Genomic DNA, 20,946 nt, shown 5'->3' on the forward strand with positions numbered 1-20,946 from the left:
CCACGGCGGCGGGCACGGGCTGCTCGACGGGCGCGGCCGCGTCACCGGCGGCGGCCGGGGCGGGCTCGGCGGCCTGCGCCAGGGCACCGGCGGTGCGCAGCGGCACCTCCTTGATGAACAGGGTGATCAGGAAGGCGATGAACGCGATGGGCGCGGCGATCAGGAAGACGTCGGCGATGCCGTGTCCGTACGCGCTCTCCATGACGGTACGCAGCGGCTCGGGCAGCTTGTCCAGGTCGGGGATGCCGCCGCCGCTGGTGCCGCCGTGGCCGAACTGCGCGCCCTTCGGACCGAGGTCGGCCAGGCCGTCCTTCACGTAGTCGGTGATGCGCGTGGACATCACGGCACCCAGGGCGGAGACGCCCATGGCGCCGCCGAGCGACCGGAAGAAGGTGACGACGGAGCTCGCGGCCCCGATGTCCTCGGGGGCCACCTGGTTCTGCGTGCACAGCACGAGGTTCTGCATCATCATGCCGATGCCGAGACCCATCAGGGCCATGTACACGGCGATGTGCCAGTACGGGGTGTCGTACCGCATGGTGCCGAGGAGCCCGAGCCCCGCGGTGAGCAGCACGCCACCACTCACCAGCCAGGCCTTCCACTTGCCCGTCTTGGTGATCAACTGTCCCGAGACGGTGGACGAGACGAACAGCCCGCCGATCATCGGAATCGTCAGCACACCGGACATGGTCGGCGACTCGCCGCGCGCCAACTGGAAGTACTGGCTGAAGAACACGGTGCCCGCGAACATCGCGACACCCACGAACAGCGAGGCCGCCGAGGCGAGCGTGATCGTCCGGTTGCGGAAGAGCCGCAGCGGGATGATCGGCTCACTGGCCCGGGACTCCACCAGCAGGAAGAGCAGCCCGAGCACGACCGCGCCGCCGACCATGGTGTACGTCTGCCAGGACAGCCAGTCGTACTTCTTGCCGGAGCCGGTGCCCGCGAAGGTGACCCAGACGAGCAGCAGGCTCACCGCAGCAGTGATGAGCACCGCGCCGGCCCAGTCGACCTTCACGTCCCGCTTCACGACGGGCAGCTTCAGGGTCTTCTGGAGCACGATCAGGGCGATGACCGCGAACGGCACACCCACGTAGAAGCACCAGCGCCAGCCGAGCCAGGAGGTGTCGGTGATGACGCCGCCGAGCAGCGGGCCGCCGACGGTGGCGACGGCGAAGGTGGCCCCCAGGTAGCCGGAGTAACGGCCGCGCTCGCGGGGCGAGATCATCGCGGCCATCACGATCTGCGCCAGCGCGGACAGGCCGCCGACGCCGATGCCCTGCACCACACGGCAGGCGATGAGCATGCCCGCGTTCTGCGAGAGCCCGGCGACCACGGAGCCCAGCACGTAGATCACGAGGGCGATCTGGACGAGCGCCTTCTTGCTGAACAGGTCGGACAGCTTGCCCCACAGGGGCGTGCTGGCCGTCATCGACAGCAGGGCGGCGGTGACGACCCACGTATAGGCGGACTGTCCGCCACCGAGGTCGCCGATGATCTCGGGCAGGGCGTTGGAGACGATCGTCGACGACAGGATCGCGACGAACATGCCGAGCAGGAGACCGGAGAGCGCCTCCATGATCTGGCGGTGGGTCATCGGCGCGCTGCCGTGCTGATGCCCCCCGTGCTTGGCATGGCTGCCCCGCACACCGGACGGTGTGGATGTTGCCATGGGGTTCCTTTTCCTGATTCTTACGCGGGTGTACGGGTCGTGGGTGCCAGGCGCGGCCGGCACTCGCCGAAGCTGGCGCGGAGCCGGGCCATCAGCGCGATGAGCTGGCCGACCTCGTCGTCGGACCAGTCGCTCAGCCGCTCGGAGAGCACGTTCGTCGTGCACTCCGAGAGCACCTCCATCTGCCGCGTCCCGGCAGCGGTGAGGCGCAGGATGCGCGAGCGCCGGTCGGCGGGGTCGGGGGACCGTTCGATCCAGCCCCGCTCGGCGACGTGGGCGACGTGCCGACTGGTCACCGACATGTCGACGGCGAGCAGCTCCGCGAGCCTGCCCATCCGCATCTCGCCGTAGCGGCTCAGCAGCGTCAGGACGGCGGCCGAGCCCGCCGGGCAGTCGTACGGCAGGCTCCGTGCGAGGTCGCGCTTGACGGCTCCGATGGCGCTGAGCTGGCGGGCCAGCTCCTCGTACTGACGCTGAGCGGCCACGGCACCCTCTCTTTCGTTGCTTAGGGCAACGATAAAAGCAGTTGGTTGCCACAGGCAAACGAAATCCCGCCCACCCCGCTAAAACCCTGGCAAAGCCCAGCCCCTCCACCCGTAAAACTGCCGGTCAGATGGGGGTTGGGCGGACCACCCGGGATTCGCTAGGGTCCTGCCCCATGGCACACAACCCCCAAGCCCCGCAGGGCCAGCACGACCCCGCAGGCTCCACGCAGATGTTCCGCGCGTTCGTCGACGAGGCCCCCCAGGGCCGCGCCCCCCGGCAGGCGGCGCCCGCGGGCCCGCGCATCGGCCTGATCATCGGCGTCGTCGCGGCGATCGCGATCGTGGCGGCAGTGGCCTGGCTGGCCCTCTAGTAGAACGGTACGCGCCAATCACCGCCGGAAACCGGCCAAACCTGGACGCCCCACTCAGCCGCGGACGCTGACGAACGCGAGGGGCCACGGCGGTATGTCCGCCCGCAGCACAGCAACGGGGGCGCCGAGCACGGGGCAGCCGCCCCGCGCACATGACGGCGAGGACGGACATACCGCCGGGGCCCCGCCCGGGCACAGTGCGGCGCAGCACGACGGCGCGTGAGGGAAGCACGAAGCGGACCGGAAACGGCGCGAAGCACGACGTCGGCCAACGACGGCGGACAGCCGGAAAACACAAGGGGAACACCGAGGACACCCCGGCACAGAGCGAACCCCGGCAGGAAACACAGCGAACCCCGGCAGGGAACGCACAGCGGACTCCCGCAGGGAACGCACAGCGAACCCCGGCCAGGGAATCCGCTCCGGAAACGCACCCAGGGCGGGCGGCCACGCGACGCCGCCCTGGGATGGACGGCCGGCTCAGTCGGAGATGAGCCCTTCCCGGAGCTGCGCCAGCGTGCGGGTGAGCAGCCGGGACACGTGCATCTGCGAGATCCCGACCTCCTCCCCGATCTGCGACTGCGTCATGTTGGCGAAGAACCGCAGCATGATGATCCGCCGCTCCCGCGGCGGCAGCTTGGCCAGCAGCGGCTTCAGCGACTCCCGGTACTCCACGCCCTCCAGGGCGGAGTCCTCGTACCCCAGCCGGTCCGCGAGGGACCCCTCGCCCCCGTCGTCCTCGGGCGCGGGCGAGTCCAGCGAGGACGCGGTGTACGCGTTGCCCACGGCGAGGCCGTCGACGACGTCCTCCTCCGAGACGCCGAGCACCGCGGCCAGCTCCGGCACGGTCGGCGACCGGTCCAGACGCTGCGCGAGGTCGTCGCTCGCCTTGGTGAGCGCGAGCCGCAGCTCCTGGAGCCGCCGCGGCACCCGCACCGACCAACTCGTGTCGCGGAAGAACCGCTTGATCTCCCCGACGACGGTCGGCATCGCGAAGGTGGGGAACTCGACCCCGCGCTCGCAGTCGAACCGGTCGATGGCCTTGATCAGCCCGATCGTGCCGACCTGGACGATGTCCTCCATCGGCTCGTTGCGGCTGCGGAAGCGCGCGGCCGCGTACCGCACCAGCGGCAGGTTGAGCTCGATGAGCGTGTCCCTGACGTACACGCGCTCGGGGCTGTCCTGGTCGAGCGTGGCGAGCCGCAGGAACAGGGAGCGGGACAGGGTGCGGGTGTCGATGCCGTCCGGCACCGTGACGGCGGTGGCCTCCGGCACGACCGCGACAGCGGCCTCCGGCACCGTCACGACAGCGGCCTCCGGCGCGACCGCGACACCCGCCTCCGGCGCCGCCACGGCACCGGGACCGTGCAGCGCGTCGGGTGAGGACGAGAACGACGAGCACGCCGAGAGCGGAGACGACGGAGACGACGGAGACGACGAGGACGACGCGCTCTCGCCGCCTTCGAGCGCAAGCGTGAGCACCTTGGAGCTGCCCTGGTCTGCGGACATGCCACCCCCTTGAGGTCGCGGACGGTCGCGGCCTGCGCCCTCAGGAAGGAGCGCAGCCTCCACCTGCATACCGGAGCCGGAGCTGCGGCAAACGCGGTTCCAGCAGAATGTCACATGTCGGCAACGCGCTGTAGTGACTTGTCGACAAGTGAGGGTGACGTACGCGCAGGAAAGGGAGGGTCTCGGCCTTCTTCGCGCGGTGGTACGTCGGTAACGGCACGAAAGCCGCTCCACCCGATGCGGTTACGCCTCGATCCGATTTGCGGATCGGAGCCGCGCGAAGCTCCGCGCGAGCAGCCTTGACACGTGCATCTGGGAGACCCCGAGTTCGGCGCTGATCTGCGACTGGGTCAGGTTGCTGTAGTACCGCAGCAGCAGGATGCGCTGTTCCCGCTCGGGAAGCTGCACGAGCAGGTGGCGGACGAGGTCGCGGTGCTCGACGCCGTCGAGGGCGGGGTCCTCGTACCCGAGCCGGTCGAGCAGCCCCGGCAGCCCGTCGCCCTCCTGGGCGGCCTCCAGGGACGTGGCGTGGTACGACCGGCCGGCCTCGATGCAGGCGAGGACCTCCTCCTCGCTGATCCGCAGCCGCTCGGCGATCTCGGCGGTCGTGGGGGACCGGCCGAAGGCCGTCGTCAGGTCCTCCGTGGCGCCGGTGACCTGCACCCACAGTTCGTGCAGCCGCCGGGGCACGTGCACGGTGCGCACGTTGTCGCGGAAGTACCGCTTGATCTCGCCGACGACGGTCGGCATGGCGAACGTGGGGAACTGCACGCCCCGGTCCGGGTCGAACCGGTCGATGGCGTTGATCAGCCCGATGGTCCCGACCTGGACCACGTCCTCCATCGGCTCGTTGCGGCTGCGGAAGCGCGCGGCCGCGTACCGCACCAGCGGCAGGTTGGCCTCGATGAGCGCGGCGCGCACGCGGGAGTGCTCGGGGGAGCCCGGCTGCAGGTCCTTCAACTCGGCGAACAGGACCTGGGTGAGGGCCCGTGTGTCGGCGCCCCGGGTGCTCGCAGGCCCCTTCGCGGGCGGCGCTTCGGGCACGGAACTGGCCGGCAAGGTCAACGCCACCCCTTCGCATCGGTCAACCCGATCAACTCGGTCAACTCATCCGTCAAAAGCGGTCATAGCATCACAAGACATGTGCACTGTGTGCAAGCACCTGATAACTCCGTGTTGGACGCCGCGAGGGCCCGGGCCGCCCGGAGACAGGGCGGCGGCACGACGCGCGGCGGCCCCGCACCTCGACGGTGCGGGGCCGCTGGGGACGCGACGCGCGGGGGCCGCGCAGGGGGGGCGCGCGGTCAGGACTCGTAGCGCCGGGTCAGAACTCGTAGTCGGCGACGACCCAGGTGGAGAACTCGCGCCAGAGCGCGACGCCCGCCTGGTGGGCCGGGTGCTCCAGGTAGCGGCGGAGCGCGTCCTGGTCCGCGACGGCGGAGTTGATGGCGTAGTCGTACGCGATGGGGCGCTCGGAGATGTTCCAGGCGCACTCCCAGAACTCCAGCTCCGGGACGAGGCCGCCGAGCTCCTCGAAGGCCTTGGCGCCCGCGAGGACGCGCGGGTCGTCGCGCTCGACGCCGTCGTTCAGCTTGAACAGGACCAGATGGCGGATCACAGGTGCTCCTAGTCGTCCTTGCCCCCGTTGGCGACCCAGGTCATGAAGTCGCCGATGGCCTTGGCGGCGTTCGAGATGCCCTCGAAGCCCACTTGTACGTAGTCGGCGGCCTTGGCCGGATCCGTGATGATCACGTACAGGACGAACACCACAACGACGAAGAGAATGAGCTTCTTTGGGTCCTTCACGCTGCGCCCTCCCCGTGCCGGCTCATCCCGCTCCCCCCGTCGTGCCGTGTCCGCGCGCCGGCGCCGCCCGTGGCGGCCGGCCGCGCGGGTGCCGCCTGTTGCCGGGCGAGTCTAACGTGGTGCTAACTGATCGGATTTTTAAGGACCAACGGCCCCGGCGGGCGGGTCCTTCGCCCACGGCCGCGCACCCGCTCCCGGCGGAGGATGGGTGGTGAGCCCACGGGATCTGGCAGGAGCCCACGGGCCCGGGACCGGTCTCCACTGCGGAGTCCGGCCGCCTCTTCCCCCGGTGGCGGCACGGACTTGAGAGCGCCGGCCCCCATCGGGGGAGGCGGCCGACCCCCGTGGCCGCTTCCCCCGGCCTCTTGGCCTGTCCGGGCGCACAGCCGGAACCACACACCCGGGACCACACAACGGGGACCACACAGCCGGAACGGCACACCGGGACAGCTCAGCCGGAACCACACGACGGGGACCACACAGCCGGAACGGCACACCCGGAGAAACGGCGAAGGCCCCGTCCGCGTGGACGGGGCCTTCGTGCGAAGAGCGGTAGCGGAGGGATTTGAACCCTCGGTGACTTGCGCCACACTCGCTTTCGAGGCGAGCTCCTTCGGCCGCTCGGACACGCTACCGGGAGAGATCCTAGCCCAAGGTGGGCCGTGCTCTGAAATCCGATTCCGGACGGGTTCGGCACCGGCCCCGCCCGAGCCCCGCCGGACCCGGTCGCCGGCCCGGGCCGAACCGGACGCCGGCCCCGCCACCGCCCCCGGTCAGCGGTCCCGGTCAGCGGTCCCGGAAGAAGCCCGTGAGCAGCCGTGCGCAGTCGTCGGCGAGCACGCCCTCGACGACCTCGGGGCGGTGGTTGAGCCGCCGGTCGCGGACGAGGTCCCAGAGGGAGCCCGCGGCGCCGGCCTTCTCGTCGCGGGCGCCGTAGACGACGCGGTCGACGCGGGACTGCACGAGCGCCCCCGCGCACATCACGCACGGCTCCAGGGTGACGACGAGCGTGCAGCCGGGCAGCCGCCAGGAGCCGAGCGCGGCGGCGGCCCGGCGCAGGGCGAGGACCTCGGCGTGGGCGGTCGGGTCGCCGGCCGCCTCGCGCTCGTTGTGGCCGCGGGCGAGCACCGTCCCGCCGTCCGGGGACAGCACGACGGCGCCGACGGGCACGTCACCGCCCTGGACGGCCCGTTCGGCCTCGTCCAGGGCGAGCCGCATCGGCGCCCGCCAGCGGTCCCGTACCGGATCGGGGAGAGGTGTCACACGGCGAACCTAGCCGACCCCGTGCGCGGGTGATCACCGGACGGCTTCGAGGACCTCCGCGGCGCCGAGGATGTCGGCGATCTCGTTGAGGGCGTCACCGCTCTCCAGGGCGAGCAGGTCCTTCTCCGGCACCCCGAGGTCGCTCAGGATGTCGCGGTCGCCGAGCGGTCCCGCGGGCACGGCCTCGCCGCCGCCGGCCGCCTCGTCGTCGCCGTCACCGTCCTCGCCGCCCTCGCCGTCCTCCGTGCCGTCGAGGTCGAGCGCGTCCAGGTCGTCCGGGGCGTCGTCCGGGTCGCGCCCCAGCATCTCGTCGGTGAGCAGGATCTCGCCGTAGGCGCTGCGGGCGGCGGCGGCCGCGTCCGAGACGTAGATGCGCGGGTCGTCCTCCCCGTCCACGCGGACGACGCCGAACCACGCGTCCTCCTGCTCGATGAAGACGAGCACTGTTTCGTCGTCGGCACCGCCCGACTCGGCGGCGGCCTCGCGGGCCAGGTCGGTCAGATCCGACAGGGTCTCCACATCGTCGAGCTCCGTGTCGCTCGCTTCCCACCCGTCTTCGGTGCGCGCGAGCAGTGCGGCGAAGTACACCGTGACTCTCCCACTGTTCATAGGCGCCGGTTGGGGATCCCCCCGGCGGACGTCGGGGGCGGGAGTGCTGTGCCGAGCCCCGCCCACTCGGAATCGTGGCAGAAACAACGGCTTCAGGAGAGGTCTTCGGGCCGCTGTGTCCGCGTCGCGTTGCGAATCACATGCTGTTCCGGGCCGTGCCGGTGCCCGGTCCCCCTCGGCCGCTACCAGCGGAACGTCCGCATGCGCATCGCCTGTCGCAGCCGGGCCGCCCGGGCGCGGCGCGGTGTCACCCGGGCCCGCAGCTCGCGGGCCTCGGTCAGCTCGCGCAGGAACTGGGCACGGCGCCGTCGGCGCTCGGCGTCGGACTCACGCGGTTCCCGGTCGGGCATCGGCCACACCACCCCAGTTCGTACGATCACCTTCCCCCGGTCGGGGCCGTTGATGCGGGCGGATGGCGGACGCGGCCCCGTGCGGGGCGCACGGGGCCCGTGGTGCGCGAGGGGCTCGCGGGGGCCCGCGGGGGAGCGCGGCGGAGGACCCGGGCGGGGCGGGCCGCGGGGACGGAGGGGGCGCTTCGCCCGGTTACTGTTGAACAATGCGGATCCACGTCGTCGACCACCCGCTGGTGGCGCACAAACTCACCACGCTGCGCGACAAGCGCACCGACTCCCCGACCTTCCGGCGCCTGGCCGACGAGCTGGTCACCCTGCTCGCGTACGAGGCGACCCGGGACGTGCGCACCGAGCAGGTCGACATCGACACGCCGGTGACGCGGACGACCGGTGTGAAGCTGTCGCACCCGCGCCCCCTGGTGGTGCCGATCCTGCGGGCCGGGCTCGGCATGCTCGACGGCATGGTGCGGCTGCTGCCCACCGCCGAGGTCGGCTTCCTGGGCATGATCCGCAACGAGGAGACGCTGGAGGCGTCCACCTACGCGACGCGCATGCCGGAGGACCTCTCGGGCCGCCAGGTGTACGTCCTCGACCCGATGCTCGCCACGGGCGGCACGTTGGTCGCGGCCATCCAGGAGCTGATCAAGCGCGGCGCGGACGACGTGACGGCCGTGGTGCTGCTCGCGGCCCCCGAGGGCGTCGAGGTCATGGAGCGGGAGCTGGCGGGCACGCCGGTGACGGTGGTGACGGCCGCGGTGGACGAGCGGCTGAACGAGAGCGGCTACATCGTGCCCGGCCTGGGCGACGCGGGCGACCGCATGTACGGGACCGCCGAGTAGCAGGGCGCCGCGGTTCCGGCCCGTACGGGACCGCCGAGTAGCAGCTCTACGGCCCCGCGGCCCCTGGGGTGCGGGGCCGCCTCAGCAGTGCTTGCCGTCGGCCGACGACGGCTTCGAGGACGCCGTCCGGGACGTGGCCAGAGCGGCCAGGGCCCGGGCGGCGTCGCGCTGTCCGGCCAGGGCCTTGAACCGGTCGCCGATGATCAGGTCGACCGTGGCGCCCTCGCGGGCGTCGGTGCGCTGCTCCGCGCCCGCGAGCTGCGCGGCGAGCACCGGCAGGGCCGTGTCGGCGGCCGACTTCGGGCCGAGCACCATCCCGGGGCTCTTGACCTTCTTGTCGTACGCCTTCGGGGCGTTGGCGACCTTGCCGATGGTGAAGCCGCGCTTCTTCAGCTCGTCGGCGGTCTCCTTGGCGAGGCCGCCGCGCGGGGTGGCGTTGAGGACGTTCACGGTGATCCGGCGCGGCTCGGGCAGCGGCGGGGCGGCCGTCCTCCCCGGGCGTCCGGCGCAGTCCCCGGCCTTCGCGGCACCCTTGGCGGCCCCGGCCGCGGACGCCTCGCCGCCGGTGAAGACGTCGATGAGCTGCAGGGTGCCCCAGCCGATGAGACCGACCGCGGCGAGGGCCGCGACGGCCGCGAGCACGATCCTGCGGCGGCCGCTCGGGCGGCGCATACGCGGGTACTTGTCCCCCGTGATGCGGTACTTGCCGCCCATGCCGGGGGGAGTGAGCATGCTCATGGGCGCAGCGTAGTGCTGCCCGGCCGCGATGCCTACTAGATGATCATTGCCGGACGCGCGGTCCAGCCGAAAGGGCCAACGCGTCCGCGCGGCGGGGCGTCAGTCGAGTTCGAGGACGCGGGCGTGCAGGACCTGGCGCTGCTGGAGCGCGGCGCGGACGGCGCGGTGCAGGCCGTCCTCCAGGTACAGGTCGCCCTGCCACTTCACCACGTGCGCGAAGAGGTCGCCGTAGAACGTGGAGTCCTCGGCGAGCAGCGTCTCCAGGTCGAGCTGGCCCTTGGTCGTCACGAGCTGATCGAGGCGGACCGGGCGCGGCGCGACGTCCGCCCACTGCCGGGTGCTTTCCCGGCCGTGGTCGGGGTACGGCCGGCCGTTTCCGATGCGCTTGAAGATCACACGGAAAGCCTACCGGTCAAGACTCTCCGGGCGCAGCCTCGGCGGCCGAGTGCGACCCTGGGAAATGCCGCCGCAAAGCAGGGCAAAGCGGGAACTCTCCAGTCGGGAGCAGGGGGCGAAGTGAGCGACAGCCCAGCGACGCCGTCCACACCCGGTGGCGGAAACCGCCCGAACGGGTCCGGGGCCGCCTCCCCGGCGCCCGCCGAGGCCGCCCGGATCGCCGCCGGGTACGCCTTCGCCGGGCCCGCGCTCGACCTCGGCGCGCTCCTGTGGGACGGGCGGTGCCGTCCGGAGGCGCGGGTGCGCGTACCGCTCTCCGTGCTCAACCGGCACGGGCTCGTCGCCGGGGCCACCGGCACCGGCAAGACCAAGACCCTCCAGCTCGTCGCCGAGCAACTGGCGGCCCAAGGGGTGCCCGTCTTCCTCGCGGACGTCAAGGGCGACCTCTCCGGCCTCTGCGCGCCCGGCGAACCGGGCGACAAGGTCACCGCGCGGGCCCGGGAGGTCGGCCAGGACTGGGAGCCGCGGGGCTTCCCCTGCGCATTCCACGCCCTCGGCGGTATCGGTACGGGCATCCCCGTGCGGGCCACGGTGACCAGCTTCGGCCCGTTGCTGCTCGCCAAGGTCCTCCAGCTCAACCGGACCCAGGAGCAGTCCCTCGGCCTGATCTTCCACTACGCCGACAGCAAGGGCCTGGAGCTCGTTGACCTCAAGGACCTGCGGGCCGTCGTCGCCTTCCTCACCTCCGACGAGGGCAAGGCCGAACTGAAGACGGTCGGCGGCCTGTCGACCGCCACCGCCGGGGTCATCCTGCGGGCGCTCACCGCGTTCGAGGCGCAGGGCATGGCGGACTTCTTCGGGGAGCCGGAGTTCGACACGGCCGAGTTCCTGCGGACGGCCGACGACGGGCAGGGGCTGGTGTCGGTCCTGGAGCTGCCGGGCGTCCAGGACAAGCCCGTCCTGTTCTCCACCTTCCTGATGTGGCTGCTCGCCGACCTCCACCACGACCTGCCCGAGGTCGGCGACCTGGAGAGGCCGAAGCTCGTCTTCTTCTTCGACGAGGCGCACCTGCTGTTCAAGGACGCCTCCAAGGCGTTCCTGGAGTCGATCACCCAGACCGTGCGGCTCATCCGGTCCAAGGGCATCGGCGTCTTCTTCGTCACCCAGTCGCCCAAGGACGTGCCCGCCGACGTCCTCGCCCAGCTCGGCAGCCGCGTCCAGCACGCGCTGCGCGCGTTCACGCCCGAGGACGAGAAGGCCCTCAAGGCCACGGTGCGGACCTTCCCGCGGTCCGCGTACGACCTGGAGGAGACGCTGACCGGGATCGGCACCGGCGAGGCCGTGGTCACCGTGCTCGGCGAGACGGGCGCGCCCACGCCGGTGGCGGTCACGCGGCTGCGGGCGCCGCAGTCCCTGATGGGGCCGGTGGCGCGGGAGGAGCTGGAGCGGGCGGTGCGGGAGTCGCCCCTGTACGAGCGGTACGCACAGGCGGTGGACAGGGAGTCCGCGTACGAACGCCTCACCGCCTCCCAGGCGCCCGCTGCCCCTGCGGAGGCCGAGGCGCCCGAGGAGTCCTCCGGGAAGGCGCCTTCGGGAGGGGCGGCTACGGAGAAGGCCGATGGCGGGTCCGTCGTGGAGCAGGTGGTGGGCAGCGGGATGTTCAAGTCCCTGCTGCGGTCGGTGGGGACCCAGCTCGGCCGTGAGATCACGCGCTCGGTCTTCGGGACGGCGCGGCGCCGGCGGTAGCGGGTGATCCGCTGACGTGGTGTGGTGCGCTGACGTGGTGTGGTGCGCTCACGCGGCGCGGTCCGCTCACGCGGCGGGGGTACGACGGTCCGGCCGCGCCCCGGTGGCGGGCGGTGGGGTCACTCCTTGGCGCGCTTGGCTGCGGCCTTCTGCTCCTGCTTGTAGGCGCGGACCTTGTGCAGCGTCTCCGGGCCGGTGATGTCCGCCGCCGACCGGTACGCCCCCGCCTCGCCGTACGCCCCGGCGGCCTCCCGCCACCCGGTGGGGCGCACGCCGAGCTGCTTGCCGAGGAGGGCGAGGAAGATCTGGGCCTTCTGCTTGCCGAAGCCGGGGAGGTCGGTGAGGCGGGTGAGGAGTTCCGCGCCGGTGCCGACGCCCTGCCAGACGCGGGCCGCGTCGCCGTCGTACCGCTCCACGAGGTACTGGCACAGCTTCTGGACGCGCCCGGCCATGGAGCCCGGGTAGCGGTGGACGGCGGGCTTCTCGGCGAGCAGCGCGGCGAACTCCTCGGGGTCGTACGCGGCGATGTCGTGCGCGTCCAGGTCGTCCGCGCCCATCCGCCGGGCGATGGTGTACGGGCCCGCGAACGCCCACTCCATGGGCACCTGCTGGTCCAGGAGCATCCCGACGAGCGCGGCGAGCGGGCTGCGGCTGAGCAGCGCGTCGGCCTCTTCCTGCTGTGCGAGGCGCAGGGTGACGTCCTTGTCCATGGGGTGATCATCCCCCGCACGGTGGGGCTCCGCCTGCTGACGGGGCGCTGTCGCTGTCGCTGCCGCTGTGCGTCGGGGCGGGAGCGCCACCAGGCTGCGCGGCCCCGCCCGGCCCGTCGAAAATCCGGTGCGTCGAACATCGCCCCCGACCTACCCTGGCCCCATGTCGACGCCCCGCATCTCCTAGCCAGGACACACGCCTTCACGCCACCCGTGTGTCCTTTCGCCAGTGCGGAGCGTTATCCCATGATTTCTGTACGTGATGTCGACCTTCACGTCGGAGCCCGGACGCTGCTGTCCGGGGTCTCCTTCCACATCGGCCCGGGCGACCGCGTCGGGCTCGTCGGGCGCAACGGCGCCGGCAAGACCACCCTGCTGAGAGCCCTCGCCGGGCAGGCCCCGTACGGTGCCGGCTCGGTGACGCGGACCGGCTCGGTGGGCTACCTCGCGCAGGACCCGGCCGCCGCCGACCCGGCGGTCACCGTCACCGACCGGATCCTCGCCGCCCGCGGCCTCGACGTGGCGGTACGGGCGCTGCGGGCCGCCGAGACCGCCCTGGCGGCCGCGCCCGACCCGCGCTCGGTGCGGGAGGCGCTGGCCGCGTACGCCCGTGCGGACGACGCGTTCCAGGCCCGCGGCGGCTACGCGGCGCAGGTCGAGGCCGCCCGCGTCGCCGCGGGGCTCGGGCTGCCCGAGCGGGCCCTGGAGCAGCCGGCGGGCGAGCTGTCCGGCGGGCAGCGGCGGCGCGTGGAACTCGCCCGCGTGCTGTTCGCCCGCCACGACGTCCTGCTGCTCGACGAGCCCACGAACCACCTCGACCGCGACTCCGTGGACTGGCTGCGGTCCTACCTCGCCTCCTACCGGGGCGGGTTCGTGCTGATCAGCCATGACACCGGGCTGCTCGCCGACGTCGTCAACCGCGTCTTCCACCTGGACCCGGCCCGCGCCGCCCTGGACGTCCACAACACCACCTGGGCCGCCTACCTGGAGCAGCGCGCCGCCGCCGACCGGCGCCGCGCCCGCGAGCGCGCCAACGCCGAGCGCAAGGCCACCGCCCTGCGCACCCAGGCCGACAAGATGCGGGCCCGCGTCGCGACCGCGACCGCCGCCAGGAACATGGACCGGCGCGCCGAGCGCATGCTCGCCACCACCGAGCCGGTGCGCCGCGCCGAGAAGGTCGCCCGCATCCGGCTGCCCGAACCCGCACTGTGCGGCCGTACACCGCTCGGCGCCGTGAGCCTGGCGAAGGCGTACGGGGACCTGACCGTGCTCAAGGGCGTCGACCTCGCCGTCGACCGGGGCAGCAGGCTCGTCGTCCTCGGGTACAACGGCGCCGGGAAGACCACCCTGCTGCGGCTGCTCGCCGGGCGGGAGCGGCCCGACTCCGGGCGCGTGGTGCGCGGGCACGGGCTGCGGCTCGGGTACTTCGCCCAGGAACACGACACCCTGGACGGCGGGGCGACCGTGCGCGAGAACCTCGCCGCCGCCGCGCCCGGCCTCACCGACGGGGAGGTCCGCGGCGTCCTCGGGTCATTCCTGTTCCGCGGCGACGACGCCGACAAGCCGGCCGGGGTGCTCTCCGGCGGCGAGAAGACCCGGCTCGCCCTCGCCGGACTCGTGCACTCCGGCGCCAACGTGCTGCTCCTGGACGAGCCCACCAACAACCTCGACCCCGCGTCCCGGGACGAGGTGCTCGCCGCCGTGGGCACGTACCCGGGGGCGATCGTCATGGTCACCCACGACGAGGGCGCGATCGACGCGCTGCGGCCCGACCGGGTGCTGCTGCTCCCGGACGGCACCGAGGACCTGTGGAGCGCGGAGTACCGGGAGCTGGTGGCCCTCGCCTAGGCACACCGGTGTCCGGTGCCCGCTGCCCGGCGCACGCGGGGCCCGTACGCGCGGGTGTACGGGCCTCAGCGCGGGGGCGCGCCCTCCGCCGTTTCGCGCAGGGCCGCGAGGTACGCCGTCAGGAGGGGGCTCGGCGGTGCCGTCGCGCGCACCGCCGCCCAGATCGCGCGCACCGGCTCGGGGTGAGTGACCTCGCGTACGACCACCTCGGCCGTCAGGGTGTCGGCCTGCCCTTCGCCACCGGCACTCGTATCGGCACCCGCACCGGCGGTGCCGTCGTCCGTACCCGCCCCCGCACCGGCGGTACCGGCGTCCGTACCGGTGCCGGTGTCGTACGCCGGCAGCCCCAGCTCCGGCACCAGCGTCACGCCCACGCCCGCCGCCGCGAAGCCCCGGGCCGTCGCGTAGTCGCCGCTGTCCACGACGAAGTCCGGGGTGAAGCCGGCCGCCCCGCAGGCGTCGAGCACCGCGTCCAGGCAGGGGCCCGGGAGTTCGCTGCCCACCCAGGGCTCGTCGGCCAGGTCGGCGAGGTCGAGCACCCGCCGCCCGGCCAGGCGGTGGCCCCGGGGCAGCACCGCGCGGTAGCGGTCGTCCAGGAGGTGGACGAACCGCACGCCGTCCACCGGCGGCGCGTCGTGCCGCCGCACCACGAGCCCCAGGTCCGCGCGGCCCGCCTTCACGTCCGGCAGCGGGTCCTCGGCGAGCCGCAGCTCCGTGTGGACGCCCGGGTGCTCGCGCCGCAGCCGGGCGAGGGCGGGCGCGACGAGACGGGCGCCCGCCGTGGCGAAGTAGCGCACGGAGATGCGGCCCGTGCGCCCGGCGCGCAGATCCGCGAGCGCCGTCTCGGCCTCGGCGACGTGCCGCCCGACGGCCGCGGCGCAGTCCGCGAGCAGCCGCCCGGCGTCCGTGGGCCGCACCCCGCGCCCCGTCCGCTCCAGGAGGGGCACGCCCGCCTCCCGCTCCAGGGCCGCCATCTGCTGGCTGACCGCCGAGGGCGTGTAGCCCAGGTTCCGGGCCGCCGCGGTGACCGAACCGCTGGTGACGACCGCCCTCAGGATCTGCATGCGCCGGGTGTCGAGCATGCCGCCAGCGTAGGCGACGAATGAAGAAGAACTTAAGCCTGCCTCGTCATTCTTTCGCTTGTCTTACAGCCCGGACGGCGGCACCGTCGACTCGTACGCCGACGAACTCGTCCGCGTACCCGTCCCCTGCCGGGGGCGCTGTGGGCGCTGTGGCCTCCGTAGCCGCTGTGGGTGCCGTACGCGCCCGCGTCTGCCGTGCGCCCCGGTGGCCCGCGCTGCCCAGCGCGGCGGCGCGGGGGGGGGCGTACCGCCCGAACGAACGACGGGAGTCCTCGTGCGCATCGCCGTCCTCGCCCTGCTGTGGGGTTCGAGCTTCCTGTGGATCAAGCTCGCCCTCGACGGCGGGCTCGCCCCGCTGCACGTCACCGTCGTCCGGTGCGCGCTCGGCGCCGCCGTGCTGCTCGGGCTCGCGCGCGCCGCCCGCCAGCGGCTGCCGCGCGACCGCCGCACCTGGGGCCACCTGGTCGTGGCGGCCCTGTTCTGCAACGCCCTGCCGTTCCTGTTCTTCAGCATCGGCGAGCAGACGGTCGGCTCCGGCGTCGCCGGGGTCATGAACGCCACCACGCCCCTGTGGTCGCTGGTGATCGGGCTGCTCCTCGGTACCGAACGGCGCCTCGGGCCGTGGCGGATCGCGGGGCTCGCCCTCGGCTTCGCCGGTACGTTGCTGATCTTCGCGCCCTGGCAGGAGACGGGGCTCGCGAGCACCGGGGCCCTGCTGCTGCTCGCCGCCGCCGTCAGCTACGCCGTCGCCTTCGCGTACATGGCCCGCCACCTCATCGACCGCGGCACCGCGCCGCTCGCCCTGTCCGCGGCCCAGCTCCTCGTGGCCACCGGCCTCACCGGCCTCGGCCTGCCCGCCGCCCCGCACGAGGGCTCGGCGCCCACGGTCACCGGCGTGGTCGCCGTCGTGGTCCTCGGCGTCTTCGGCACCGGCCTGACCTTCCACCTCAACTCCCGCCTCATCGCCGACGAGGGCCCCACCGCGGCCGCGACCGTCGGCTACCTGCTGCCGGTGGTCTCGGTCGCGCTCGGGGCCCTGGTCCTCGGGGAGGGGCTGAGCGGCCGGGTGGTGGCGGGCATGGCCGTGGTGCTGGCCGGGGTGGCGCTCAGCCGGCGGACGGCCGCGCCCAAGGGGGCGGGCCGGTCCTCGCGGCACGGTGCCGCGGAGCGCCTCAGCGCCCGAGCAGCGAGCGCACGGCCGAGCGGTCCACGCTGTTCAGCGCGCGGATGACCAGCGGCGTGAGCAGCACGAGCACGATCCCGAGGGCACCGACGCCCGCGACCTGGACCGGCGACTCGATGTAGTAAGCGTGGTGCTCACCGCTGGATGTGGTGAAGTCGAAGACGCGGTACCCGGGCCAGTCCAGGTAGTGCGAGAACACCCAGGAGTACGTGGGGAACAGCGCGACCGCCCAGCCCGTCAGCCACAGGGTGAGCGCGAGCACGAAGCTCAGCACCCGCCACGGGAACATCACGAGCTGGAACAGCAGCGCCTTCCACCCGGCCGCGTCCGTGAGCCGCGCCCGCACCGCGGCCCACGCGCCGCCCGCCGCCGGCACCCGTACCGCCCCGGGCTCCGCGACCTCGAGCCCGAGCCGCTCCCGCGCCCGCCGCCGCTCGACCGCGCCGAGGCCGCGCGCCCCGGCCAGCATGGCCGCGTACACGGGGAGCCCGAGCAGCGTCACGGCGAGCCCCGTGCCCAGCGAGAACAGCGTGACGGCGAAGACGAAACCGGCGATCGCGAAGGGCAGGGAGGTGAGCGCGTAGCCGAACTCGCGGAAGGCGGCGCGGGAGACGGGCGCCCGCCAGAAGCCGGGCCGCGGCTCCACCGGGCGGACGACGGCTCCCGGGGCGGCCGGGGAGGCGGGAAGGGTGCTGAGGGTCATGGCGGGCCTCTGCTTCGTGTACTTCGGCGGCGGGGACGGGCCGTGCTGACGCGTCCGCGCGGGCGGGCCGCGCTGACGGCTCCACTCTCCTCCGCCGATGACCGCCCGGGCATGGGGCGAGGTGGCGTCCCGGGGGTGTACCCAACCCCCCTACCGGGCCGTGCGCGGCCCTTCGCCGCAGCCGGAGCCCCAGGTCCAGCCGGCACTCCCGCGTCCGAGGCGCCGCCCCGAGGATCGATGCCCCGTACCGCAGCGCGGAGCGGCACCGGCGCCGGGAAACGTCGAAGGGCCCCACCTCGCGGTGGGGCCCTTCGACATCGTGCCCGGTGAGGCACTGGCGGAGGATACGAGATTCGAACTCGTGAGGGGTTGCCCCCAACACGCTTTCCAAATGTTCGTACGGGGGTCCGGCGGGGGTCGTACCCGTCCTGACCTGCGGCGGAGTGTTCGGGGGCCCGACCGGACGGGCCCGGACGGGGGTGAATGAGACCAGAACTGAGACTACGAAGCTGGGTCTTCTGCCAGGTCTACAGTTCGAACCTGTTGCTGGTCTCGGGCCTGCGGTGGCCAGGTCGACGGCACTTGGCTCGCACAAGGGTTCGTGCTGGTGGCGAGGCGTTGGTGAACCTGCCCAGGGCATAGGGATCTGTGAAGGGGCTGAGCCCCTCGATGTTCCGGAGGGGGGGACGTGTCGAAAGCCGAGTTTGGGGCGCTCATCTTCGCTGCTTGGACATTGTCGATATGGGCCCTGACGATGACGGCAACGTCGCAGCGCCGAGGCAACAGAACGCTCTTGGAAGGGATCTGCTGGGCTCACGCGCGGGCACACGCAAGACGGCGCCGCGCTCACCTAGTGCGCCAGGTCCGCGACAGCTCCTTGGTGACGCGTCCAGACCTTCCGACGCTGGACTACTTGCAGCGCGAAGACGTCCTCTATCAGGCCTCCCGGCGGGCACTCGCCATCAAGATGGTCGTCCCCGTCGCGATGTCCGTCTCAGCGGGTGGTGCCCTTGCAGTAGCCATCCAACGCACAAGCTGGCACGTCTGGCGCGAGGCCGTCGCCATAGGGGTGTTGGTGACGCCCATGTTGACCACTGCTGTGATCGCCTCGCTTGTCGCAAACCAAGGCATGCAACGGTGGACAACCGAGGCCGCGACGGTCACGGTACGCAGGGCCTATGAGGCACTTCTCCAGCCTCTGGAGGTAACTGGGAAGGAGCCTCCGACGGCATCGCCCTTCAACTCTCCGCATGTTGCGGCAGTGCGAGCGTTGGAAGACTTCGCCATCGCACTGGAGAGGTATGCCGTGCAACGTGCGCTTCCTGACGGCCGTAACCCCATGCCTCAGGTTGTGGCCCGGTTCGCAGCAGCAGCTGCCCTCGTGCGTGAGCTCCGGGACGGGGTTGAGCTTGATCGGATCGACGGTGCCAAGCGTGCTCTGCTCGAAGTGGAGCGAATCCTGAAAGTGCTCGCCAGCGGCCGGCTGCAAGATCTCGCACCTGGAGACGTATCCGCCGACGGGCTGCTGCACAGCCACCGCGAGCGCAGAGCGTGGCGGCAGCAGGTGCTGCGGGGATCTGCGTTCACCTTGTGTCTCGCCGGCATCGTCTTCGCCCTGGCTTCGTCAGCTGTGGGCGTCGCCCTGGCCACGGCCGTCGCGGCGGGGCTAGTGGTCACCTGGGACAAGATCCTTCGTCTCTCCACCAGCTCGGACGCGAGTAGGTCGGCGAGCACCTGACCGATGATGGTCGACTCGGATCGGGGGAGGTCGTCATCGACGCGATCATGGGGTGGGAGCCCGGGGGAGCGGCCAGGATGCGCGCCCGGTACATGCGCGTCACCGGCCCGATGCTGAAGAAGGTGGCCGGCCAGGTCGGCGAGGCGCTGTGGGGCCCTCCAGGGGCCGACTGAGACGGAAACTGAGACGGACTACGTCGAAGGGCCCCGCTGCAAGCAGCGGGGCCCTTCGACGTAGTGCCCGGTGAGGCACTGGCGGAGGATACGAGATTCGAACTCGTGAGGGGTTGCCCCCAACACGCTTTCCAAGCGTGCGCCCTAGGCCTCTAGGCGAATCCTCCGCCGCAAACAATACAAGACGTTGAGGAGTGCTAGCGAACTCGTTCCCGGGGGCGGGGATCCGCTAGGGTGGGGGGCAGCCCCTCACGTGGCGCTATCTGACTGAACTCCCCCAGGGCCGGAAGGCAGCAAGGGTAGGTCGGCTCTGGCGGGTGCGTGAGGGGCGCTTTGCGTTCCCCGGCCCCGTGGTGGGGCGCGCCTCGGGCGGTCCGGGTTGTCAGTGGGCGCCATTAACCTCGTAGGCGTGTCGTCTCTCGCGCTGTACCGCCGTTATCGCCCGGAGTCGTTCGCCGAGGTCATCGGGCAGGAGCATGTAACCGACCCGCTGCAGCAGGCGTTGCGGAACAACCGGGTCAATCACGCGTACCTGTTCAGCGGCCCGCGCGGCTGCGGCAAGACGACGAGCGCGCGCATCCTCGCCCGGTGCCTGAACTGTGAGCAAGGTCCCACCCCGGCGCCCTGCGGCGAGTGCCAGTCCTGCCGCGACCTCGCGCGGAACGGACCGGGCTCGATCGACGTCATCGAGATCGACGCGGCCTCGCACGGTGGCGTGGACGACGCCCGTGACCTGCGCGAGAAGGCCTTCTTCGGGCCCGCGAGCAGCCGGTACAAGATCTACATCATCGACGAGGCCCACATGGTCACGTCGGCGGGGTTCAACGCCCTCCTGAAGGTCGTCGAGGAGCCCCCGGAGCACCTGAAGTTCATCTTCGCCACGACCGAGCCCGAGAAGGTCATCGGCACCATCCGGTCGCGTACGCACCACTACCCGTTCCGGCTCGTGCCCCCCGGCACCCTGCGGGAGTACCTGGCCGAGGTGTGCGGGCGCGAGGGCATCCCCGTCGAGGACGGGGTGCTGCCGCTCGTGGTGCGCGCGGGCGCCGGGTCCGTGCGTGACTCCATGTCCGTGATGGACCAGCTCCTCGCCGGCGCGCGCGAGGACGGTGTGACGTACGCCATGGCGACCGGGCTGCTGGGGTACACGGACGGTTCGCTGCTCGACTCGGTCGTCGAGGCCTTCGCCTCGGGCGACGGCGGTGCCGCCTTCGAGGTCGTCGACCGCGTCATCGAGGGGGGCAACGACCCGCGCCGGTTCGTCGCCGACCTGCTGGAGCGGCTGCGCGACCTGGTGATCCTCGCCGCCGTGCCCGACGCGGCCGAGAAGGGGCTCATCGACGCCCCCGCCGACGTCGTGGAGCGGATGCAGGCCCAGGCCGGGGTCTTCGGCGGCGCCGAGCTCAGCCGCGCCGCCGACATCGTCAACGAGGGCCTCACGGAGATGCGCGGCGCCACCTCGCCGCGGCTGCAGCTCGAGCTGATCTGCGCGCGCGTGCTGCTGCCCGCCGCGTACGACGACGAGCGCTCCGTCATGGCCCGGCTCGACCGGCTGGAGCGGGGCGGGCACTTCATGGCCCAGGGGCCCGCTTCGGCGCCCCCGATGGGGTACGTCCCCGGGCCCGAGGCGCACGCCGGGGCGCAGCAGACCGGCGTCGGCGCCCCGCCGCCCGGGCCCGCCGGGCCGCCGATCCCGCCCGGGGGCGGTGCCGCCGCCGCGCG

At 72.5% G+C, this 20,946-nt stretch carries 21 protein-coding genes, 2 tRNA genes, 1 other RNA gene and 1 pseudogene; 9 read left to right on the forward strand and 16 right to left on the reverse strand.

The window, feature by feature from the left end:
• Together IE330_RS31660 and IE330_RS31665 are read right to left on the reverse strand one after the other, a co-directional pair.
• Nucleotides 1-1,597 (reverse strand): MDR family MFS transporter (locus tag IE330_RS31660; protein ID WP_506005388.1); only part of this gene is annotated, 1,597 nt, incomplete at its 3' end.
• A gap of 95 nt (nucleotides 1,598-1,692) precedes the next feature.
• On the reverse strand, nucleotides 1,693-2,157 hold the full coding sequence (locus IE330_RS31665) for a MarR family winged helix-turn-helix transcriptional regulator (protein WP_190139614.1): 465 nt from the start codon (nucleotides 2,155-2,157) through the stop codon (nucleotides 1,693-1,695).
• Nucleotides 2,158-2,330: 173 nt separating this feature from the next.
• Between IE330_RS31665 and IE330_RS31670 the strand changes: the two genes are divergently transcribed.
• Nucleotides 2,331-2,528 (forward strand): hypothetical protein, encoded by a 198-nt coding sequence (locus IE330_RS31670; protein WP_190139615.1) that lies wholly within the window; start codon nucleotides 2,331-2,333, stop codon nucleotides 2,526-2,528.
• 480 nt (nucleotides 2,529-3,008) lie between these two features.
• On the opposite strand, the gene IE330_RS31675 is transcribed toward IE330_RS31670, so the two are convergent.
• The 8 genes from IE330_RS31675 to IE330_RS31710 form a co-directional block, all read right to left on the reverse strand.
• Nucleotides 3,009-4,037, reverse strand: a complete 1,029-nt coding sequence (locus IE330_RS31675) for an RNA polymerase sigma factor SigF (protein ID WP_190139616.1) — start codon at nucleotides 4,035-4,037, stop codon at nucleotides 3,009-3,011.
• A 243-nt stretch (nucleotides 4,038-4,280) separates the two neighbouring features.
• Nucleotides 4,281-5,108 (reverse strand): RNA polymerase sigma factor SigF, encoded by an 828-nt coding sequence (locus tag IE330_RS31680; RefSeq protein WP_190139617.1) that lies wholly within the window; start codon nucleotides 5,106-5,108, stop codon nucleotides 4,281-4,283.
• 253 nt (nucleotides 5,109-5,361) lie between these two features.
• The gene (locus IE330_RS31685) at nucleotides 5,362-5,655 is read right to left on the reverse strand and encodes a Dabb family protein (protein WP_190139618.1); all 294 of its coding nucleotides are present in this window, start codon (nucleotides 5,653-5,655) and stop codon (nucleotides 5,362-5,364) included.
• Nucleotides 5,656-5,663: 8 nt separating this feature from the next.
• Complete coding sequence (locus IE330_RS31690; protein ID WP_190139619.1) at nucleotides 5,664-5,843, reverse strand: hypothetical protein; 180 nt, start codon at nucleotides 5,841-5,843, stop codon at nucleotides 5,664-5,666.
• Nucleotides 5,844-6,393: 550 nt separating this feature from the next.
• A tRNA-Ser gene (locus IE330_RS31695) sits at nucleotides 6,394-6,478 on the reverse strand.
• Between the two features lie 151 nt (nucleotides 6,479-6,629).
• A complete protein-coding gene (gene tadA, locus IE330_RS31700) occupies nucleotides 6,630-7,061 on the reverse strand; it encodes a tRNA adenosine(34) deaminase TadA (RefSeq protein ID WP_190139629.1) in 432 nt (143 codons plus the stop codon).
• A gap of 78 nt (nucleotides 7,062-7,139) precedes the next feature.
• On the reverse strand, nucleotides 7,140-7,694 hold the full coding sequence (locus IE330_RS31705; RefSeq protein ID WP_190139630.1) for a tRNA adenosine deaminase-associated protein: 555 nt from the start codon (nucleotides 7,692-7,694) through the stop codon (nucleotides 7,140-7,142).
• A gap of 203 nt (nucleotides 7,695-7,897) precedes the next feature.
• Entirely contained in the window at nucleotides 7,898-8,065 is a 168-nt protein-coding gene (locus IE330_RS31710; protein WP_190139620.1) for a hypothetical protein, read from the reverse strand.
• A gap of 206 nt (nucleotides 8,066-8,271) precedes the next feature.
• Between IE330_RS31710 and upp the strand changes: the two genes are divergently transcribed.
• Entirely contained in the window at nucleotides 8,272-8,907 is a 636-nt protein-coding gene (upp, locus tag IE330_RS31715) for a uracil phosphoribosyltransferase (protein WP_190139621.1), read from the forward strand.
• Nucleotides 8,908-8,988: 81 nt separating this feature from the next.
• Here upp and IE330_RS31720 read toward each other — a convergent pair whose 3' ends face one another.
• Both IE330_RS31720 and IE330_RS31725 read right to left on the reverse strand, forming a co-directional pair.
• Nucleotides 8,989-9,645 carry a LytR C-terminal domain-containing protein gene (locus IE330_RS31720; RefSeq protein WP_229926066.1) on the reverse strand — a complete coding sequence of 219 codons (657 nt, stop codon included), beginning with the start codon at nucleotides 9,643-9,645 and terminating at the stop codon, nucleotides 8,989-8,991.
• A gap of 99 nt (nucleotides 9,646-9,744) precedes the next feature.
• Nucleotides 9,745-10,041 (reverse strand): type II toxin-antitoxin system VapB family antitoxin, encoded by a 297-nt coding sequence (locus tag IE330_RS31725; protein ID WP_003999914.1) that lies wholly within the window; start codon nucleotides 10,039-10,041, stop codon nucleotides 9,745-9,747.
• A gap of 120 nt (nucleotides 10,042-10,161) precedes the next feature.
• Here IE330_RS31725 and IE330_RS31730 point away from each other — a divergent pair, with 120 nt between their 5' ends.
• Nucleotides 10,162-11,787, forward strand: a complete 1,626-nt coding sequence (locus tag IE330_RS31730) for a helicase HerA-like domain-containing protein (RefSeq protein ID WP_190139622.1) — start codon at nucleotides 10,162-10,164, stop codon at nucleotides 11,785-11,787.
• A 119-nt stretch (nucleotides 11,788-11,906) separates the two neighbouring features.
• Here IE330_RS31730 and IE330_RS31735 read toward each other — a convergent pair whose 3' ends face one another.
• Nucleotides 11,907-12,497, reverse strand: coding sequence for an HhH-GPD-type base excision DNA repair protein (locus IE330_RS31735; protein ID WP_190139623.1), 591 nt, complete (start codon nucleotides 12,495-12,497; stop codon nucleotides 11,907-11,909).
• A gap of 246 nt (nucleotides 12,498-12,743) precedes the next feature.
• Between IE330_RS31735 and IE330_RS31740 the strand changes: the two genes are divergently transcribed.
• Entirely contained in the window at nucleotides 12,744-14,345 is a 1,602-nt protein-coding gene (locus tag IE330_RS31740) for an ABC-F family ATP-binding cassette domain-containing protein (protein ID WP_190139624.1), read from the forward strand.
• A 65-nt stretch (nucleotides 14,346-14,410) separates the two neighbouring features.
• Here the strand turns inward: IE330_RS31740 and IE330_RS31745 are convergent, their stop codons facing one another.
• Nucleotides 14,411-15,427: a LysR family transcriptional regulator gene (locus tag IE330_RS31745; RefSeq protein ID WP_190139625.1), complete on the reverse strand. Its 1,017-nt coding sequence runs from the start codon at nucleotides 15,425-15,427 to the stop codon at nucleotides 14,411-14,413.
• Between the two features lie 274 nt (nucleotides 15,428-15,701).
• On the opposite strand from IE330_RS31745, the gene IE330_RS31750 reads away from it, so the two are divergent.
• Entirely contained in the window at nucleotides 15,702-16,658 is a 957-nt protein-coding gene (locus IE330_RS31750) for a DMT family transporter (protein WP_190139626.1), read from the forward strand.
• Here IE330_RS31750 and IE330_RS31755 read toward each other — a convergent pair.
• Nucleotides 16,600-17,313: a sensor domain-containing protein gene (locus IE330_RS31755; protein ID WP_190139627.1), complete on the reverse strand. Its 714-nt coding sequence runs from the start codon at nucleotides 17,311-17,313 to the stop codon at nucleotides 16,600-16,602. The genes IE330_RS31750 and IE330_RS31755 overlap by 59 nt on opposite strands.
• Nucleotides 17,314-18,226: 913 nt before the next feature.
• Here IE330_RS31755 and IE330_RS31760 point away from each other — a divergent pair.
• Nucleotides 18,227-19,051, forward strand: a complete 825-nt coding sequence (locus IE330_RS31760; protein ID WP_229926067.1) for a hypothetical protein — start codon at nucleotides 18,227-18,229, stop codon at nucleotides 19,049-19,051.
• 14 nt (nucleotides 19,052-19,065) lie between these two features.
• Nucleotides 19,066-19,224: pseudogene (locus tag IE330_RS40195) on the forward strand (site-specific integrase); the annotation flags it as partial.
• Between the two features lie 79 nt (nucleotides 19,225-19,303).
• On the opposite strand, the gene IE330_RS31770 reads toward IE330_RS40195, so the two are convergent.
• A tRNA-Ser gene (locus IE330_RS31770) sits at nucleotides 19,304-19,391 on the reverse strand.
• A 73-nt stretch (nucleotides 19,392-19,464) separates the two neighbouring features.
• On the opposite strand from IE330_RS31770, the gene ffs reads away from it, so the two are divergent.
• Together ffs and IE330_RS31780 are read left to right on the forward strand one after the other, a co-directional pair.
• Nucleotides 19,465-19,563: signal recognition particle sRNA small type (gene ffs / locus IE330_RS31775), an RNA gene on the forward strand.
• Between the two features lie 70 nt (nucleotides 19,564-19,633).
• Nucleotides 19,634-20,946: DNA polymerase III subunit gamma and tau (locus IE330_RS31780; RefSeq protein ID WP_190139628.1), on the forward strand; the 1,313-nt coding region annotated here is incomplete at its 3' end.

Source organism: Streptomyces longispororuber (assembly GCF_014656095.1).
GTDB lineage: Bacteria > Actinomycetota > Actinomycetes > Streptomycetales > Streptomycetaceae > Streptomyces > Streptomyces longispororuber.

Coding starts and splice junctions, on each gene's coding strand:
- IE330_RS31670 (WP_190139615.1), top strand. CDS start 2,331: ATGGCACACAACCCCCAAGCCCCGCAGGGCCAGCACGACCCCGCAGGC.
- IE330_RS31675 (WP_190139616.1), bottom strand. CDS start 4,037: ATGTCCGCAGACCAGGGCAGCTCCAAGGTGCTCACGCTTGCGCTCGAA.
- tadA (WP_190139629.1), bottom strand. CDS start 7,061: ATGCGGCTCGCCCTGGACGAGGCCGAACGGGCCGTCCAGGGCGGTGAC.
- IE330_RS31710 (WP_190139620.1), bottom strand. CDS start 8,065: ATGCCCGACCGGGAACCGCGTGAGTCCGACGCCGAGCGCCGACGGCGC.
- upp (WP_190139621.1), top strand. CDS start 8,272: ATGCGGATCCACGTCGTCGACCACCCGCTGGTGGCGCACAAACTCACC.
- IE330_RS31720 (WP_229926066.1), bottom strand. CDS start 9,645: ATGAGCATGCTCACTCCCCCCGGCATGGGCGGCAAGTACCGCATCACG.
- IE330_RS31735 (WP_190139623.1), bottom strand. CDS start 12,497: ATGGACAAGGACGTCACCCTGCGCCTCGCACAGCAGGAAGAGGCCGAC.
- IE330_RS31740 (WP_190139624.1), top strand. CDS start 12,744: ATGATTTCTGTACGTGATGTCGACCTTCACGTCGGAGCCCGGACGCTG.
- IE330_RS31745 (WP_190139625.1), bottom strand. CDS start 15,427: ATGCTCGACACCCGGCGCATGCAGATCCTGAGGGCGGTCGTCACCAGC.
- IE330_RS31755 (WP_190139627.1), bottom strand. CDS start 17,313: ATGACCCTCAGCACCCTTCCCGCCTCCCCGGCCGCCCCGGGAGCCGTC.